The sequence below is a fragment of the Mucilaginibacter sp. genome (assembly GCF_025362475.1).
Lineage (GTDB): Bacteria > Bacteroidota > Bacteroidia > Sphingobacteriales > Sphingobacteriaceae > Mucilaginibacter.
This window is the reverse complement of sequence record NZ_JANYGH010000055.1, coordinates 90,544-106,824: the sequence shown is the minus strand read 5'-3', so window position 1 is coordinate 106,824 and position 16,281 is coordinate 90,544. Positions and strand designations below refer to the sequence as shown.

Genomic DNA, 16,281 nt, shown 5'->3' with positions numbered 1-16,281 from the left:
ATTAACGATTAGTGATTGAAGGTCAAAAAAATCACTAACGCACAAATTCAACAACTCACTAATTAGATAAGATGCGTGTTTATTTTGATAATGCTGCTACAACGCCGCTTGATCCGGAAGTTTTAAAAGAAATGTATAAAGTAATGGAAAGCCATTTTGGCAATCCATCATCTATCCACTCACATGGCCGTGAGGCAAGAACCCTGGTTGAAAGATCACGCAAAACCATTGCCAACTTGCTGCATACTTCGCCTGCAGAGATATTTTTCACATCAAGTGGTACCGAAGCTGATAATACCGCAATCCGCTGTGGCATTGTTGATCATAACATTACCCATGCCATAACCAGTCATATTGAACATCATGCTGTGCTCCATACGCTGGAAGCGATGGAAAAATCGGGCATTATAAAATTGAGTTTTGTTAATATTGATAGCAAAGGCAATGTTGATTATGATCATCTGGAAACCTTGCTTAAGGATAACGAACGCAGTTTTGTATCTATTATGCATGCTAATAATGAGATAGGTACACTATCGGATATGAATCGCATTGGCGACCTATGCGAATCCTATAACGCTATCTATCATTGCGATACTGTACAAACCATGGGACATTACCGCCACGACCTCGGCAAGCTTAAAACTCATTTTTTAGTTTGCGCCGGTCACAAATTGCATGGGCCAAAGGGTGTAGGTTTTTTACATATTAACCACCGCATTAAAATAAAGCCATTTATATATGGTGGCGCCCAGGAACGCAATATGCGTGGTGGTACCGAAAACATTTATGGTATAGTAGGCCTGGCTAAAGCACTTGAAATAGCTTATGCCGAAATGGAGCAACACCAGGCCCACATCCAGAATTTAAAATCATACATGATAGGTAAATTGACTAACGAGATACCTGGTGTAAACTTTAATGGAGAAATTGACGCGGACAAGAGCTTGTATACAGTGCTTAACGTTGCCTTTCCGGAAATGGAAATGGCTGACATGCTGTTATTCAATCTTGATATTTCTGGAATCTCGGCTTCTGGCGGCAGCGCCTGCAGTTCTGGTACCGATATTGGTTCACATGTACTTACAGCAATTGGGGCAAGCTCATCACGGCCTTCGGTTAGATTTTCTTTCTCAAAATATAACACAAAAGATGAAGTTGATTTTACCGTTGCCAAAGTAAAAGAACTTTGTTTGGTTAACGCATAATCCTTTGCTCATAAGCCTTACGAAGTTTTAACGACTTCGTAAGGCTCATTAAGCGTCAATTGATCTTGCCTTACTTCAACGCTGACTCAAGCATTGAATATTTATAATTCTTCTCTGCTCTTTTTTGCTCTCACCATAACTCGTACAAAGTAATGGAGCTTGCAAAGACAAAACTACCTCGACGAGTTTTTTAGGTTTAGACATCCCGAACAGGCACTACACAATCTTTGCATAAACTAATCCACCTATCGAACGCGGGGCGGCCGTCTTAAACGCCATTGCAAAAAAAGACGAAAATTCAGCATAACCACTCAATTTTAGAAAATTATTTTCTTATTTAGAAAACAAAATAATAATTCAATAGGTTTATTAATTAATATAAAATTTAAAACCTATGAACACTAATAAAGAAGAATCCCGGAATAACCAGGATGAAAATCGTAACGATTTGAAACAGACAAGCAATTCTTTTCCAGGTCAAAGGCACGATAATTTGAAAAAGAATAAAAATGGTGACGACCCTGATGAAATACCAGAGGAACATGAATCTGATAACGAAGGTACAGGCTACCATACCCAATCAGAAGTTGATCAGCCACAAAAAGGCGCTGATACTTCATACAGCGAACAAAACGACGTCACTCCGCCCAACAAAAAAGAATTCCCATCCGTAGGGCCAGCTAAAACAGATTTCGAAAGTCGCCCGCATGGAAGAACAACAGGTAGGATGATAGGGCATGAACCTGGTACAGAGGGAATATAAGAACGCCCACTACACGGCGCTAAATTGTAAATATTTAAAATAATTCCATACCAGTCTAAAATTCGAAAATGATTTTGGATAATAAATTGGATAATAATGAGTTAAAGTAGCAATAGGGTTTATGACGACAAATTAAACCTGGCACATGTTAGGGTCGGCCTTACTTAATACTGAATAAATATATTGTCATGAACCAGTGCTAAACAAATGTTTAGTAGAACTAATATTTTAACCATAAAATATAGAGGAGGACATGATAATGAACAGCTATGGAGAACCCGATAGAAATCGGGGCTACAACAACAGGGTAGGAGGAAGTCACAGAAACTTTGATATGAGTACCTACCAAAATGAGTTCAACCTGGAAAGGTCTGGGCCTAACAGAAAAAATCTAAGAGTTTTGCATGAGGATGGAAGCTTTGCTGACCTTCCTGACAGAGAAATACCTGGAGCCGGTGCACAATGCGCTGCGATAACAAAATAACTCGCTGCTTTTAATGAATAAAGGCTACCCAAAACGGATAGCCTTTAATTTGTATTTTGTATCGAATAAACCTAATTCTTCATCATTTTCAAAAACGACGCTAATTTCTCTTTCATTTCCCTGCGGTCAACGATAAAATCAAGAAAACCATGTTCCTGAACAAACTCTGCAGTTTGGAAGCCTTTAGGCAAATCCTTTTTAATAGTTTCTTTAATCACTCTCGGGCCGGCAAAACCTATCAGGGCACCTGGTTCGGCTATGTTGATATCGCCCAGCATGGCGTAAGATGCAGTTACTCCACCAGTTGTTGGATCCGTCAATAAAGATATATACGGGATCTTAGCCTGTGATAATAAAGCAAGTTTAGCTGATGTTTTTGCCATTTGCATTAATGAAAATGCGGCTTCCATCATTCTTGCACCACCCGATTTCGAGATCATTAGAAATGGAATCTTGTTGGCGATGCTATAATCAATGGAGCGGGCTATTTTTTCCCCAACTACAGAACCCATCGAACCACCAATAAAATTGAAATCCATACAGGCAATAACAATATCCTGTCCGTCTATTTTACCTACACCAGAACGTATTGCATCCTTTAAACCCGTTTTTGACTGAGTTTCAGCAAGCCTGTCGGTGTATTTTTTGGTATCTTCAAAGTGCAGCGGATCGCCCGATGTAAGATTTTCAAACAGTTCTGTAAACTCGTTATCATCAAACAGAACAGAAAAGTATTCTTTTGAACCAATGCGCAGGTGATAGCCACAGTAGTGACAAACATATTGATTTTCAACCTGCTCAGAATAATGTAAAGGTTTCTTACAATTAGGGCATTTATTCCAGATACCATCAGGGGTTTCCTTCTTTTCCTCAGTAGTCGTAATTATCCCTTTCAACTCTCGTTTAAACCACGCCATATCTATATCTAGCTCTTTCAATTGACTACAAAGAAACGAAAAATATTAAACAAGTACTAAGGGATAAAAAACTTGTCGGCATAAAAATTATTTATCAAAAATACGCAAGGCCGTTTTTATGCCAAATCCGCAATAAAAGGGCTTTATTTTTAGTAAAAAACATTATTTTGATATATAAACCCCATTTTTACTACCTTTTAAATATACTTTGCCAATTTTGCTGAACAAAATGTTAATATTCAATCAATAATAACAAGTTTTCTTACCTAAAACAAAGAAATTTTATAACTTCGAGGCCCAAATAAAAGCTCATGGATTTAAAAAATTATAAAGGTGTTCTGCACGGAGATCAAGTGCAGGAACTATTTGAAGCAGCTAAAAAGCATCAGTTTGCTTTACCGGCAGTAAACGTTATTGGTACAAATACCATTAACGCAGTTATGGAAACAGCTAAACTGGTAAACTCCCCGGTTATTATTCAGCTATCAAATGGCGGTGCACAATTTTACGCCGGCAAATCATTAGATAATTCAAAATTACAAGCCTGTATATTAGGTGGTGTATCTGCTGCAAAGCACGTTCACTTACTGGCAGAACATTATGGTGTAGCTGTTATTTTACATACAGACCATGCAGCAATGAAGTTTTTACCGTGGATTGATGGATTGTTAGATCACGGCGAAAAATTCTTTGCAGAAACAGGAAAACCTCTTTTTTCATCACACATGCTTGATCTTTCTGAAGAACCTTTGGAAGAAAATATCGAGATCAGTGCTAAATACCTTGAGCGTATGGCTAAAATGGGTATGACACTTGAAATTGAATTAGGCGTAACCGGCGGTGAGGAAGATGGCGTTGACAACTCCGATGTTGACAGCTCACGTTTATACACTCAGCCAGAAGAGGTTTCCTATTCATATGAGCACCTTTCAAAAGTTAGCCCGCGTTTTACAGTAGCTGCTGCTTTTGGTAACGTACACGGTGTTTACAAACCAGGTAATGTTAAATTACAGCCGGTTATCCTGCATAACTCACAAGAGTATGTAAAACAAAAATTTGGTTTAACTGCCGATAAACCTATCAACTTTGTATTTCACGGTGGTAGCGGCTCAAGCCAGGCAGAAATTCGTGAGGCTATTTCATATGGCGCTGTAAAAATGAATATTGATACAGACATGCAATGGGCTTACTGGGAAGGTATAAAAGATTACTACAAATCAAAAGAAGCTTATCTTCAAGACCAAATTGGAAACCCAGAGGGTGAAGATTCTCCAAACAAAAAATATTACGATCCACGTGTTTGGTTGCGTAAAGGTGAAGAAACCTTTGTAAAAAGACTTGCTGTTGCTTTCGAAGACCTTAATTGCGTTGACGTTAACAGTAAATTATAATATTCATTAAAAACTAACAAAGCGCCGGTACATTTGTTGTATTGGCGCTTTGTTGTTAAATAAGGCGATCTACTTTACATAAAAAACACACCAATGGCAAAGAGCGCTAGAAAGAAAAAAAATTTATTTGAAAAGTTTGCCAACTGGGCAACTATAGCCACCGGTAGTTCGGCAGCTTTTATAGGCGCAGTAGCCATAATTGTTGTTTGGGGAGTTACAGGTCCAATTTTTCAATACTCAAACACCTGGCAGCTTATCATTAATACCGGTACCACCATTGTTACCTTTTTAATGGTTTTTTTGATTCAAAAATCACAGAATAAAGATTCAAAAGCCATACATTTAAAATTAAATGAACTGCTGGCGTCTCACCAGGGAGCAAGTAACCGTATGGTTGATATTGAGGACCTAAACGAACAGGAACTTGATCTGTTGCATAAATTTTATGTGCAATTATCTGAACTTGCAGAGGAGGAAGACGACATTACCTGCACACATTCAATTGATGCTGCAGAAGAAAATCATACCAATAAAATTAATTCCTATAAATTAAAACCTCATTACATCAATGCCCTCAAAAATCGTAGTAAGCAAAGCAACCACACAGGAAAATCTTGACAAAGTATATGCCGTACGCACAGAAGTTTTTGTAGTTGAACAAAATTGCCCCCCTGAATTGGAATGGGAATTTGAAGATGAATCAAATCATTTTTTAGCTACTGTTGATGGTGAAGCTGCAGGTGCCTGCCGGTGGAGAAAAACTGACAAAGGTTATAAGCTGGAGCGTTTTGCTGTATTACAAAAATTCAGAGGATTTGGTGTAGGGCAAGCTCTTGTACAAGCCGTACTGGATGATCTCCCGGCTGATGCTGCTTATATTTACCTGCATGCCCAGATACAGGCAGTTTCATTATATAAAAAATTTGGATTTGAAGAAACCGGGCCCGAATTTGAAGAAGCAGGTATCAGGCATTATAAAATGATTAAAAAATAACATCTTATTTAAGTTATTTATAGATAGTTATATTTAAGACAATAATGAAATGAATTTAAAATGGTGATATGCAACCAATTTAAGCATACCATCGTCTACCATTTAATTACATATCTTATATATAGCTTTATGAAACTTAAATATCACAATTTATCAAAAACTTCAACCTTAAAAATTATCACTGCATGCTTACTTTGCTTTATTGCGATAGGTAGTTTTGCGCAGGATAAAACCAAAACCATTGGGAACAAGGCCCGAAAAGGATCAACCAATACTTCTTTTACCGCTGTAAAAGGCGCACAAGTCGGCGTCATGATAAATGCGGGACATAAACATGTAGAACTGCTTAAGCTTAATTTCCACGCAGATAATCGCGCAGGTGATAGCATTGCATTTAAAGTAAATATTTATCAAATGAATGGAAAACTACCATCAGATACTAACCTTGTAAAAGAGGAGATAAAAGGTATCATTAAAAAAAACAACACGGAAGAGCACCAGTTAGTTAGCGTTGATCTGTCTGCATACAAAATTAATGTTAGTGGAGATATTTTAGTGTCGATAGAGTTTTTGACTACCAAAAACGGATCATATATTGGTTTTGCCTGTGGTTTATTTAATGGCGGCACTTTCCATAAGGATGCCAACAGCTCCGAGTGGAAGAAAATTCCGGTGGTTGGTGCCGATTTTAATGTACTGGTAAAAAAACTGAAATAAACAATAACCTTAGCTCAATTATACCGAAATTAGCATAACTGAGCTAACGATTATTATTTACTCAAACAACTCCTGCTCATCAGTATAATAAGTTTTCCGGGTGCCTTCTTTTATCCTGATCTCAGCACCTTTTGGGCTATGTGTTTTCCTGGAGTTGTGAATGAGCATAAAATCCCTTATTTCACCACTGATGATATCCGGATTTGATTTAAGGATAGATTTTTCGGCATTGGTTAAAACGCTTTCAATAGATTTAGTCAGCTCTTTTAACTTCTCATCCGGAATTTTATTACTTGCCGAAAAAGGGGAGATTCCCGCATCCCATAGAATCTCGTCAGCATATGCATTACCAATACCTCTGATAATTTTTTGATCCAGCAGGACAGTTTTAATATTCGTTTTTGTTTTGGCCAGTCGCGTTTTTAAAAAATTACTGTCGATCTCCATCGCATCCGGCGCTTCCTTTTCTTCGGGATTTAAAGTAGGGGTGGCTATGCCCTGGAAATCTGTGAGTACCAGGCCAGTATCGTCACTAAAATGTAGTTCAATTATGGGGTATTTATTTTCATTCTTTCCCTCAAACAAAAACAGCTTGCCATGAAGCATCAGGTGTAATGCCAATGTATCACCTTTGTCGAATTTAAAGTAAAGTTCTTTGCCTTCGCGGTATACCTTATCCAGCTTTTGGCCCTCAAGTGTATCCTTAAGTTCTTTATGGGTAACATTCAGTTTTTTAGCATTAACAATAATAATCTCCTTAACGGTTTTGCCGCCAAGTTTTTTGTTGAGATTATAGCTGAATGCCTGGAGGTCTGGTAATTCGGGCCATAATATTTAGTGTTGAAATTTTAACCAAATATAAATGTATAAGTTTTAGTTTATATGCTGATCTCCACTTGCCCTACCGAAACCTACCGTATCTCTGTACATTTGTGGTGAAACATCGGCGTTGGTTTTAAAAAAACGACTAAAATAATATTCATCATCGTAACCCAATTCCCACGCAATTTCCTTTACAGGCTTGTTGGTTAAATAAAGTTCCCGCTTGGCTTCAATAATAATACGCTCGGCTATGAGGTTACTAATGGTTTTATTGAAATGGGTTTTGGTGATACGGGCCAATGCTTTTGCCGAAATATTAAGCATATCGGCATAATTGCTTGCGCTGTGTTTAGTTCTGTAATGCGCTTCAATGGCTTCCTGCAAATTCTGCAATATAAATGGCTCTTTATTAACATCATCCGGATGCCGGCTCAATTCCTGCTGTTCTGCTTTTAACCGCGATGCCGTGATCAGAAAAATTTTGAGATAGGAAACCAGGATCTCAAATTGGGCTAAACCTTTATTTTGCATTTCGGCCCTTACCTGGTCAATAACCACATTAAATGTAGCGGCGCTTACCTCATCAATCCTCACAAAGGGGGGATGATAAATATTATCGAACAAAATACCGCTGCACGAGACCTCCTTATGATGCTTATGAATACAAAAGAAATCGGGGTGAAATTGAATAGCTACTCCGCTTATTGGCTTTTCTGTGGATAACATAAAAGGTTGATATGGAGTAAATGCCAGCAGGTTATTCTCTTCAAAATCATATTCCGAAAAATCGGACTTTAACTTACCCGATCCTTCTTTTACCCAAATAACTGAAAAATAGTTATTTCGTTGTAAATGATCGAAATAACTATTATCCTCAAATAAAAACAACTTAAAGGCAAGGTTTCCGCTCACCGGATCAACCAGTGTAAATGTATTTTGCGAATCGGTCATTTAATTGATGCTAATTGCGCCTTAAGTTCCGCGTTCTCGGTCCGCAGTTTATTAATATACTCATGCTGAGCCATAAACTCATCCCGTATTTCCTCTAGTGTATACCTGGGGGTGATGTGCTGAGGGCAATTCCAGTCATACGCTTTAACCTTTAACAAAATAATGCGCTCTGGTTTAAATTTATAATCATCCAGGTTAAGTTTATCATATAATTCTGTATTGCCATCAATATCTAAAACACTTGCTTCAGCAAATATTTTTAAACGGGCCTTTGCGGCCTGATCTAATAGAAATAAGGCCACCTTACTATTGGTAGCTAAATTTCCTGTTGAAATATATTGTTTGTTACCGCCAAAATCAATAAAACCTAAAGTTTCATGATCAAGCACTTTCAAAAATCCCTTTGGCCCGCCTCGAAACTGGATGTAAGGATATCCGCTTTCGCTTATGGTTGCTATATAAAAGTTATCCTGGTGAGCTATGAAATCTTCCTCGCTTTCTGTAAGTCCATCAGTATATCTAAACTCCTCCTGCCGGCCATAACTGGCCCGGCTGCCATAACGCACCTGGAAATCTTTCACAGCTTCGGTAAAAGCAATTTGTGGGTAATTCATAATAAAATTAGTTTAAAACAACTTACGATCGGTTTCGGCTATGGGCATATCATTGATGCTGGCAAATCTTTTTTGCATGTAACCGTTTTCATCAAATTCCCAAAGCTCATTACCATAACTGCGATACCATTGCCCGTTATGATCATGCCATTCATACTCAAACCTTACGGCCATACGATTTTCGCGAAAACCCCAAAGCTCTTTTTTTAGTTTATAATCCAGCTCCTTTTCCCACTTCTTTTTTAAAAACTGTTTTACTTCTTCGCGTCCATTCAAAAAATCGGTACGATTGCGCCATTCGGTATCAATAGTATAGGCCAGGCTAACCTTTTCGGGATCACGGGTATTCCAGGCATCTTCAGCTGCTTGCACCTTTTGCAGCGCCGTTTCCATGTTAAAAGGAGGGAGGGGATATCGTTTATTTTCCATGACAAAATATTTTGATTGATTAAAATTAAACATAAGAACCAATAGTCAGGATGTAAGAATCAAGATAAAACTCTTACATCTCAATTCTTACATCCTGATTATATTTTCCTTATGCTTCAACAGCATTTAATGCTTTTACTGCCGGAAAATCAATTTCAGTTGCGGCAGTATTATTAAAGTAGTTAGTTAATATATTTAAAGCTACATGACCAACAATCTCGCCAACTTCACCGTCTGTAAAACCGGCTGCCTTAACTGCATCAACGTCAGTATCATTTACTAACCCTTTTTTAGCCACCAAAATGTTGGCAAATTTTAATGCGGCTTCGGTTTTGGCATCGTCGCTGCTGACACTTCGTGCACTTTGCAGAGTTGTAGCATCAATATGAACTAATTTTTCGCCAATATATGTATGGGCAGATACACAATAGTCACAGCTGTTAGTTTCAGATACAGCAAGAGCCAATAGTTCGCCGGTTTTTGCACCAAGTTTGCCATGCGCCAACGCTCCGCTAAAGTTAAGGTAACCTTCCAGCAAGGCGGGTGAATTACCCATGGTACGCATCATATTTGGTACCACACCTAATTTGCCTTGTATAGCGTTAAATAATTCTTTTGTTTTGCCTGTTGCTTCATCAGGACTTAATGCTTTTAAACGTGCCATTGTTGTTATGTTTTAATTGTCATTATTGACAGTACAAATGTGCAAACGTTAGCGACGCTGTAACATGGATGAATTTCGTCAATGCATGGACAATTTTCCCGGGAAGTTATAAAAGGAATTTTTTAAATCTATTGGCTGCTATTTCTACTGCCTTTGTTTGCGCTTTATTAAGGTTACCATATAAGTTTAAGCTGACGTCGACCCTGTTACTTTTAATGGCCCGTTTCCAGTTGCCCACAACCTGGTTGTCAATCACAATAGCCGGATCAAAAATTACATGACGGGCTTGCGCCAGATATTTGGGATTAACTAAAGCGTCCCGATATTTATAAGCAATAGCAAATTCATCAAAAGCGGGTAATAAATAGGCTTCATGTTTTGTGGCGATAATGGCATCATTATTATTTGCCATCCAATAGGTTTTTCCGTCAGATTTTATGCCGATCAATTGCTCTTTAATATTTTCCAGTCCAATGGCCGCATCAGCAATGGTAAGCCCAGACCAATTGGCAAAGTCATGTACGGCAGCAGGCCCACGGCTTTTAAAATAGCCAGTTGCTAATTTAATTAACGCTTCTTCATGGGTTAACTGTGGAGTTTGGGATACTCTTTCATCCAGCAACGTATAGGTAAATTGTTTGCCGTTTCGGGCGCCGCTGCAAATAACGGCGTCGAGTTCCGCATGCATCAGGAGTATAGTTAATCGCAGATCATCTGTTGCTATGCTGGCCTGGTTTAATGATTCGGTAATTTCGGCGCGGGTAAGTTGTTGGTTCCCCTCCATTACTTTTACCAACACATCATTGCTTTTGTTGAAAATAGCATTATCTATTTCAAACTTTTTATACATCCCCGCATTAATGCTATTAATGCGGGGAGCGGTAAGTGCAAGTATCCAGCGAATATCAACCGGCGATACAAAGTGCCAGGTTGGTCTAAGCAGGTGGGTTCGCAGTATTTTCCCTTCGGTTATGGCTTGTTCAATAACAGTGTCATGTGCATTTTGCATCCGTAAGCCAATAGCCCATTTAGCGCCGGCATAATCCTGTGCCTGCATAGCTACCATATATTTTACAACATCTGCAGGATCTTTAAACTGTGGATTGCTGATATGTTGGTTAAACATACGCAAGCAGGCTAAATGATCATCTTTCATTATTGATATAAAATAATATCCGTAAAATTATATCGCACTATGAACTTTAGGTCTTGCTAAAAATCGTGGTACAAATTCCTGAACGAGCTTCTTAGTCCAAAAGTCACCATGGTAGTTTTGTTGTCTGCTGCACTGTTCTTTTCCTGTCGATATAAGCCGCTTAGCTCAAAACGCAGGTTATACTTTGGATTAAGGAGGAATGATACAGTACCTTCGGCATAATAAAGTTGGGTATTTATTCCCTGGCCTATAGTTGTAGTTGTGTTGGCGGTAGGTACCAATGGCTTGGTTACAATTTTACCATTGTTTATAGCCGTTGTAGCATCAAGGCCATATTTGGCATAATTTACCTGTCCTTGCAGATCGATCCGGCCAAAAGAGTAATTCAATATACCCAAAATCTCCCTGAAATTTGCACCATAAGGATGCGCCAGCGGATCGCCATAAAATGCATAACTGCTGATGGTGTTTGTATTTTGGTAAGTGTATGGTTTAACTGTATTAAATTCAAAAATGTAATTAAAGCGCTTAACCTGTAACAGATCGGCTCCGCGTATACCCACCTGTACGCCATTTGTATTATCGGTGTTATTACCCGAAAAGAAATCACTGGCTTTAAACCTATCCAATAATAGCTGGGCATATAAGGCGGTTTTATCAAATATTTTATACTTGCCTGTAAAACCAATTAATGTATTATCCTTTGGTTGCTGAGATGGGCCTAAGGAGCTCGAAAACAAAAGGGGATTTATAAAATTCACGTCAAAACCGCGCCTGTTGCCTGCCTCATCAGCTTCTGGAGATATAAGGGCATTGAAGAACCCGAATGAAACACGGTTACTTACATTCCAGTCGATATAATGAAAAAATGCCCATTTACGGCGGTTACTGCCAAAGGTATCAAATTTGGTTTCACGAGTATCTTCAATATAAGCCCATGTAGCCATGTATTGAACATGCTTGCCTAAGTTAGCTGTAACTCTTAACAAAGGCATATTAGCAGCGTAATCAGATAGCAATAAGGATCGGTAGCCATCACCTATAAACATTTTATCCTCGCCTAAAGTTACATTTAAGTTCTTGGTAAAATTATATGACAAAATCGCGGTAACGTATGACCAGTCTGCAGAGTTTTTTGCTATACCGCTATAGTTCCGCAAATAAGCCTGTCCAGGTATAAAGCGGTCTACACCAACCAAATTGCTGTAGTATAAAGGGAATTTAGCCGCATTTTCAAAACCACTAGTATAAAACGAAAATTTGGTACCAATGGTACCGCCTACCTGGTAGCCGCGGGTATTTAAATAGGTTGATTTTTTAGATGTGAAATCAGTCCCGGCTTGTAGATCGAGTATAATATCCCCGTAAAAAGTATAATCGGGTTTATTAACTTCAAAAAGATGTTCATTAAATATTTTTCGGTCCAGCCAGCTTTTACGATTATTATTTACACCAACATTCATTACCGAATCATAAGAATGTTGAATTAAACTATCAATCAAAAATGGCCGTAATGAAGTATGAAACGCGCTTTTTGTCGAATAAATATCGGCGTTGAACTTTTGATAAAGCTGGTAGGAGTTAGGCAAATAAGTAGATTGGCCTTTACATAATTGTACCGAAAAAAGGATAATCCCGGCCAACAAAAATTTTTTTCTGAAACTTACGGAGTAGAGTTTTTGCATCGCAACAAAATAAGTATTATTTATTGTAACATAAAAATTTCGTTTTGTTTATGATTTATTCATCCTTATATATGGCTTATTATAACCCTCATATTTTAGGATACAGAATATAAAAAACGAAAGTCACCTAATAAATGCAAAATAGTACAAATTTGTTTTCCTTATTAATTGTTCTAAATGAAGCTTTTACAGGTTCCGTTATAATTAAACTTGATAGCCGCCTTAATTGTGATGCAGGTAATAGCGGCCTTTAAAAGTTAATAAATGTTAAATTTGACATCGTCGATCGGTTTTTTTTAAATAAGCTGTAAAAATCATGATATTTGCCCGCGCGACGAAACCATTACTATTTATATTAAATGCAGTACAAAAAAATCAATAATCTTTTAGGCTGGCTTTGCTTTATTATAGCCTCAGTGACCTATATTCTAACCTTAGAACCTTCCGTAAGTTTTTGGGATTGCGGCGAATTTATTTCATGCGCCTACCGTTTACAGGTAGCCCACCAACCCGGATATCCTGTATTTGCCATGTTGGGTAAATTGTTTTCCCTTCTTTCACTGGGCGATAATACCAAGGTTCCTTATTTTACCAATATGGGTTCGGCAATTGCCAGTGGTGCTACCATTATGTTCCTGTTTTGGACAATTACCGCATTAGCTAAAAAATTGATATTGGATAAGCGCGATGATGTTGTTAACCAAACAAATCTTATCCTCATTATGGGTGCAGGACTTGTTGGCGCATTGGCTTTTACCTACACCGATACTTTTTGGTTCTCAGCCGTTGAAACCATTGTATTTGCGCTGTCATCATTGTGTACTGCCATTGTATTTTGGGCCATATTAAAATGGGATGCCCATGCCGATGAAAAAGGTGCTGATAAATGGCTGGTTTTTATAGCGTATGTTATTGGTTTATCAATAGGTATACACTTGCTTAACTTATTAACTATTCCGGCATTAGCCATAGTTTATTTTTTCCGCAGGAGCAAAAAAATTACTGTTGGCAATGGTATCCTGGCTATACTTTCGGGCATTGTTATACTTGGATTGGTACAATATGGAGTTAGGGGATATACTATAAAATTTGCCGCCTACTTTGATCTTTTCTTTGTAAACTCTCTGGGACTGGGGTTTGGTACTGGTGCCTTTTTCTTTATATTGCTGATAGTGGCCGCATTAGTAGCCGGCATAATCTACAGTATCCGTGCTAAAAAGCCTGTTTTAAACCTTGCTTTGCTTTGCCTGGCCTTTATATATTTTGGTTATGGCTCATTTGCATATATTCCCATCAGGGCTACGGCCAATCCCGATTTAAATAACTCCCATCCAGATAATGCGTTTACGCTTTATGGCTATCTGAACCGCATCCAATACGGCGAAAACCCATTGTTATTTGGCCAGTACTATGATGCCAAAGCTGTTGAGCAAAACGAGGGAAGCATCATATATCGTAAGGGAAAAACCAAATATGAAAATGCCGGCCGAAAGGTTGAAACCGTGTTTGATCATACTACCTTTCTTCCACGTATGTATAGTACCGAGGCGCAGGATATTCAGTTTTATAAAGATTGGTTACGCATTCCTGAAGGACAGGCGCCAACCATGGTTGATAATATGAAATGGATGCTGAGCTGGCAAATGTACCAGATGTACTGGCGTTACTTTATGTGGAATTTTGTTGGCCGTTATAATGACGCAGACGGGCAGCAAAGTACCGAAAGTATTGACGGTAACTGGACAACCGGTGTTTTTGATGGCGGTCGTCACCTGCCAAAATCTGTTGTTAATGCGCCAACTTATACGCCATTATATGCGCTGCCGCTAATAATAGGCTTTATTGGGGCTGCCTACCACTTTACCCGCAAAAAGAAAGATGCGCTGGTAGTGTTATTACTATTCTTCTTTACGGGCCTTGCCATTGTTATATACGTAAACCAACCGAGCGTACAACCCCGCGAACGCGATTACTCTTACGTGGGTTCCTTTTATGCGTTTGCCATTTGGATAGGTTTGGGTGTGATTGCTATTGCCGAAGGCGCCCGCAAATTTTTGGATGGCCGTACCGCAGCAATTGGTTCAACAGCTATTTGTATACTGGTTGTTCCGGTATTATTAGCCAGTAAAGAGTGGAGGGCTCATGACAGGTCTACCAAAATGACGCCGCATGATATGGCCTATAACTACCTGATATCGTGCCCTAAAAATGCCATTTTGTTTACTTATGGCGATAATGATACCTACTCGTTATGGTACGACCAGGAGGTTGAAGGAATAAGGCCTGATGTACGCATCGTAAACCTGAGTTTATTCACCGGCGATTGGTATATACGCCAGATGCAGGGAAAAATGAACCAATCGGACCCATTGCCTATTACTATGCCTTTTGATAAGTATAAAGAGGGGGTAAGGGATGCAATTTATTACAGCGATCGTAAATTAGACGGTCCGCAGGAAGTAAAAGAGGTGTTTGACTTTATAACCTCTGATGATAAGGCAGCCCAGGTAGAATATCAAAGTGGTGATTATGGCAATTATATGCCTACCAAAAACTTAAAGATCACTATTAACCCTGATGAAGTGGTTAAAATGGGAGTTGTTACACCTGAGCAGAAAAGCAAATTAGCCAATATCATGGATTGGAAATTCCCGCCAAATTATGTAACCAAAGAAAATCTAGCCATGCTTGATATCCTGGCGCATAATAACTGGAAAAGACCAATTTGCTTTACTACCACCATTGGTAACGAAAATTTGATAGGTTTACAGCCATACCTATATAAAGAAGGTTTCACATATCATTTAATACCTTTCCAAAAGGATACCACCATACGTGATCAGTTGAGCAAAACAAACACCTTGGTGATGTATGATAATGTAATGAACAAGTTTAAGTTTGGCAATTTTAAAACTGCCAAATATCTTGATCATGAATCAACATCAATGTTTTACCCGGTAATGGTAACCACATTTAGCGATCTGATCCAAAACCTGATGAAAGAAGGCCGTAAAGACCTGGCGCTAAAAGCCCTTCATAAATACGACCAGGAAATGCCTGATATAAACCCATATATTGATATTGCCGGACGTAAAATATTTTTAGCACAAATGGCTTTCCAATTAAATGATGTTGTACTGGGAACTAAAATGGTGCAAAATATTGATAACTATGTGGTTGATCAACTTGATTATAACTATCATTTATTGACATCCAACAGCGGTGGCTTAAATACCCGTGATGTTCAGATTAGCTTACAGGTACTAAATGGAATGACTGATTTCATGAAGGAAAATAACCAAACAGGATTGTTTAAAAAGTTTGATGGCCAATTAAAAGATTACGTTAAAAAGTTTTCGCCACTATTAGGCGGCCAGCAATAAAATGCTTTGATAAAGTCCCTATCCAGGAATCAATTACCAAGAGCCACGATAATTTAAATTCACAAAAAACAATAAATGGAAGTTTTCTTTAAGGGAGAACTTC

General features: G+C 38.4%; 15 protein-coding genes. 7 read left to right on the top strand and 8 right to left on the bottom strand.

All coding sequences use genetic code 11. From position 1 onward, the window contains the following. Positions 1-71: 71 nt before the first annotated feature. Both Q0R88_RS17920 and Q0R88_RS17915 read left to right on the top strand, forming a co-directional pair. Positions 72-1,208, top strand: a complete 1,137-nt coding sequence (locus Q0R88_RS17920) for a cysteine desulfurase family protein (protein ID WP_295718735.1) — start codon at positions 72-74, stop codon at positions 1,206-1,208. Positions 1,209-1,602: 394 nt separating this feature from the next. After that, positions 1,603-1,971 (top strand): hypothetical protein, encoded by a 369-nt coding sequence (locus Q0R88_RS17915; protein ID WP_295718733.1) that lies wholly within the window; start codon positions 1,603-1,605, stop codon positions 1,969-1,971. 555 nt (positions 1,972-2,526) lie between these two features. Here Q0R88_RS17915 and accD read toward each other — a convergent pair. Continuing rightward, on the bottom strand, positions 2,527-3,372 hold the full coding sequence (gene accD / locus Q0R88_RS17910; protein ID WP_295718731.1) for an acetyl-CoA carboxylase, carboxyltransferase subunit beta: 846 nt from the start codon (positions 3,370-3,372) through the stop codon (positions 2,527-2,529). A gap of 311 nt (positions 3,373-3,683) precedes the next feature. On the opposite strand from accD, the gene fbaA reads away from it, so the two are divergent. The 4 genes from fbaA to Q0R88_RS17890 all read left to right on the top strand — a co-directional run bounded on the left by fbaA (position 3,684) and on the right by Q0R88_RS17890 (position 6,474). Further along, a complete protein-coding gene (fbaA, locus tag Q0R88_RS17905; protein ID WP_295718729.1) occupies positions 3,684-4,763 on the top strand; it encodes a class II fructose-bisphosphate aldolase in 1,080 nt (359 codons plus the stop codon). Between the two features lie 93 nt (positions 4,764-4,856). Continuing rightward, the gene (locus Q0R88_RS17900; RefSeq protein WP_295718728.1) at positions 4,857-5,381 is read left to right on the top strand and encodes a low affinity iron permease family protein; all 525 of its coding nucleotides are present in this window, start codon (positions 4,857-4,859) and stop codon (positions 5,379-5,381) included. Then, positions 5,332-5,757 (top strand): GNAT family N-acetyltransferase, encoded by a 426-nt coding sequence (locus tag Q0R88_RS17895; RefSeq protein WP_295718727.1) that lies wholly within the window; start codon positions 5,332-5,334, stop codon positions 5,755-5,757. Before Q0R88_RS17900 ends, Q0R88_RS17895 begins: the two co-directional genes overlap by 50 nt. A gap of 129 nt (positions 5,758-5,886) precedes the next feature. Continuing rightward, positions 5,887-6,474, top strand: coding sequence for a hypothetical protein (locus tag Q0R88_RS17890; RefSeq protein WP_295718726.1), 588 nt, complete (start codon positions 5,887-5,889; stop codon positions 6,472-6,474). A gap of 57 nt (positions 6,475-6,531) precedes the next feature. On the opposite strand, the gene Q0R88_RS17885 is transcribed toward Q0R88_RS17890, so the two are convergent. The 7 genes from Q0R88_RS17885 to Q0R88_RS17855 all read right to left on the bottom strand — a co-directional run bounded on the left by Q0R88_RS17885 (position 6,532) and on the right by Q0R88_RS17855 (position 12,795). Then, positions 6,532-7,308 carry a DNA-formamidopyrimidine glycosylase family protein gene (locus Q0R88_RS17885; RefSeq protein ID WP_295719065.1) on the bottom strand — a complete coding sequence of 259 codons (777 nt, stop codon included), beginning with the start codon at positions 7,306-7,308 and terminating at the stop codon, positions 6,532-6,534. Positions 7,309-7,347: 39 nt separating this feature from the next. After that, positions 7,348-8,247 (bottom strand): helix-turn-helix domain-containing protein, encoded by a 900-nt coding sequence (locus Q0R88_RS17880; protein WP_295718725.1) that lies wholly within the window; start codon positions 8,245-8,247, stop codon positions 7,348-7,350. Beyond that, positions 8,244-8,861: a pyridoxamine 5'-phosphate oxidase family protein gene (locus Q0R88_RS17875; protein WP_295718724.1), complete on the bottom strand. Its 618-nt coding sequence runs from the start codon at positions 8,859-8,861 to the stop codon at positions 8,244-8,246. Before Q0R88_RS17875 ends, Q0R88_RS17880 begins: the two co-directional genes overlap by 4 nt. 12 nt (positions 8,862-8,873) lie before the next feature. After that, positions 8,874-9,290 (bottom strand): nuclear transport factor 2 family protein, encoded by a 417-nt coding sequence (locus Q0R88_RS17870; RefSeq protein ID WP_295718721.1) that lies wholly within the window; start codon positions 9,288-9,290, stop codon positions 8,874-8,876. 109 nt (positions 9,291-9,399) lie between these two features. Next, positions 9,400-9,954, bottom strand: coding sequence for a carboxymuconolactone decarboxylase family protein (locus Q0R88_RS17865; protein ID WP_295718719.1), 555 nt, complete (start codon positions 9,952-9,954; stop codon positions 9,400-9,402). 106 nt (positions 9,955-10,060) lie between these two features. Next, positions 10,061-11,110, bottom strand: a complete 1,050-nt coding sequence (locus tag Q0R88_RS17860) for a winged helix DNA-binding domain-containing protein (protein ID WP_295718717.1) — start codon at positions 11,108-11,110, stop codon at positions 10,061-10,063. 56 nt (positions 11,111-11,166) lie between these two features. Further along, complete coding sequence (locus tag Q0R88_RS17855; protein ID WP_295718715.1) at positions 11,167-12,795, bottom strand: gliding motility protein RemB; 1,629 nt, start codon at positions 12,793-12,795, stop codon at positions 11,167-11,169. A 359-nt stretch (positions 12,796-13,154) separates the two neighbouring features. On the opposite strand from Q0R88_RS17855, the gene Q0R88_RS17850 reads away from it, so the two are divergent. Then, a complete protein-coding gene (locus Q0R88_RS17850; protein ID WP_295718713.1) occupies positions 13,155-16,178 on the top strand; it encodes a DUF2723 domain-containing protein in 3,024 nt (1,007 codons plus the stop codon). Positions 16,179-16,281: the final 103 nt, after the last annotated feature.

What these genes read in the sequence shown, in the direction of transcription:
- Q0R88_RS17920 (WP_295718735.1), top strand. Translation starts at nt 72, where the DNA reads ATGCGTGTTTATTTTGATAATGCTGCTACAACGCCGCTTGATCCGGAA.
- Q0R88_RS17915 (WP_295718733.1), top strand. Translation starts at nt 1,603, where the DNA reads ATGAACACTAATAAAGAAGAATCCCGGAATAACCAGGATGAAAATCGT.
- accD (WP_295718731.1), bottom strand. Translation starts at nt 3,372, where the DNA reads ATGGCGTGGTTTAAACGAGAGTTGAAAGGGATAATTACGACTACTGAG.
- fbaA (WP_295718729.1), top strand. Translation starts at nt 3,684, where the DNA reads ATGGATTTAAAAAATTATAAAGGTGTTCTGCACGGAGATCAAGTGCAG.
- Q0R88_RS17900 (WP_295718728.1), top strand. Translation starts at nt 4,857, where the DNA reads ATGGCAAAGAGCGCTAGAAAGAAAAAAAATTTATTTGAAAAGTTTGCC.
- Q0R88_RS17895 (WP_295718727.1), top strand. Translation starts at nt 5,332, where the DNA reads ATGCCCTCAAAAATCGTAGTAAGCAAAGCAACCACACAGGAAAATCTT.
- Q0R88_RS17890 (WP_295718726.1), top strand. Translation starts at nt 5,887, where the DNA reads ATGAAACTTAAATATCACAATTTATCAAAAACTTCAACCTTAAAAATT.
- Q0R88_RS17880 (WP_295718725.1), bottom strand. Translation starts at nt 8,247, where the DNA reads ATGACCGATTCGCAAAATACATTTACACTGGTTGATCCGGTGAGCGGA.
- Q0R88_RS17875 (WP_295718724.1), bottom strand. Translation starts at nt 8,861, where the DNA reads ATGAATTACCCACAAATTGCTTTTACCGAAGCTGTGAAAGATTTCCAG.
- Q0R88_RS17870 (WP_295718721.1), bottom strand. Translation starts at nt 9,290, where the DNA reads ATGGAAAATAAACGATATCCCCTCCCTCCTTTTAACATGGAAACGGCG.
- Q0R88_RS17865 (WP_295718719.1), bottom strand. Translation starts at nt 9,954, where the DNA reads ATGGCACGTTTAAAAGCATTAAGTCCTGATGAAGCAACAGGCAAAACA.
- Q0R88_RS17860 (WP_295718717.1), bottom strand. Translation starts at nt 11,110, where the DNA reads ATGAAAGATGATCATTTAGCCTGCTTGCGTATGTTTAACCAACATATC.
- Q0R88_RS17855 (WP_295718715.1), bottom strand. Translation starts at nt 12,795, where the DNA reads ATGCAAAAACTCTACTCCGTAAGTTTCAGAAAAAAATTTTTGTTGGCC.
- Q0R88_RS17850 (WP_295718713.1), top strand. Translation starts at nt 13,155, where the DNA reads ATGCAGTACAAAAAAATCAATAATCTTTTAGGCTGGCTTTGCTTTATT.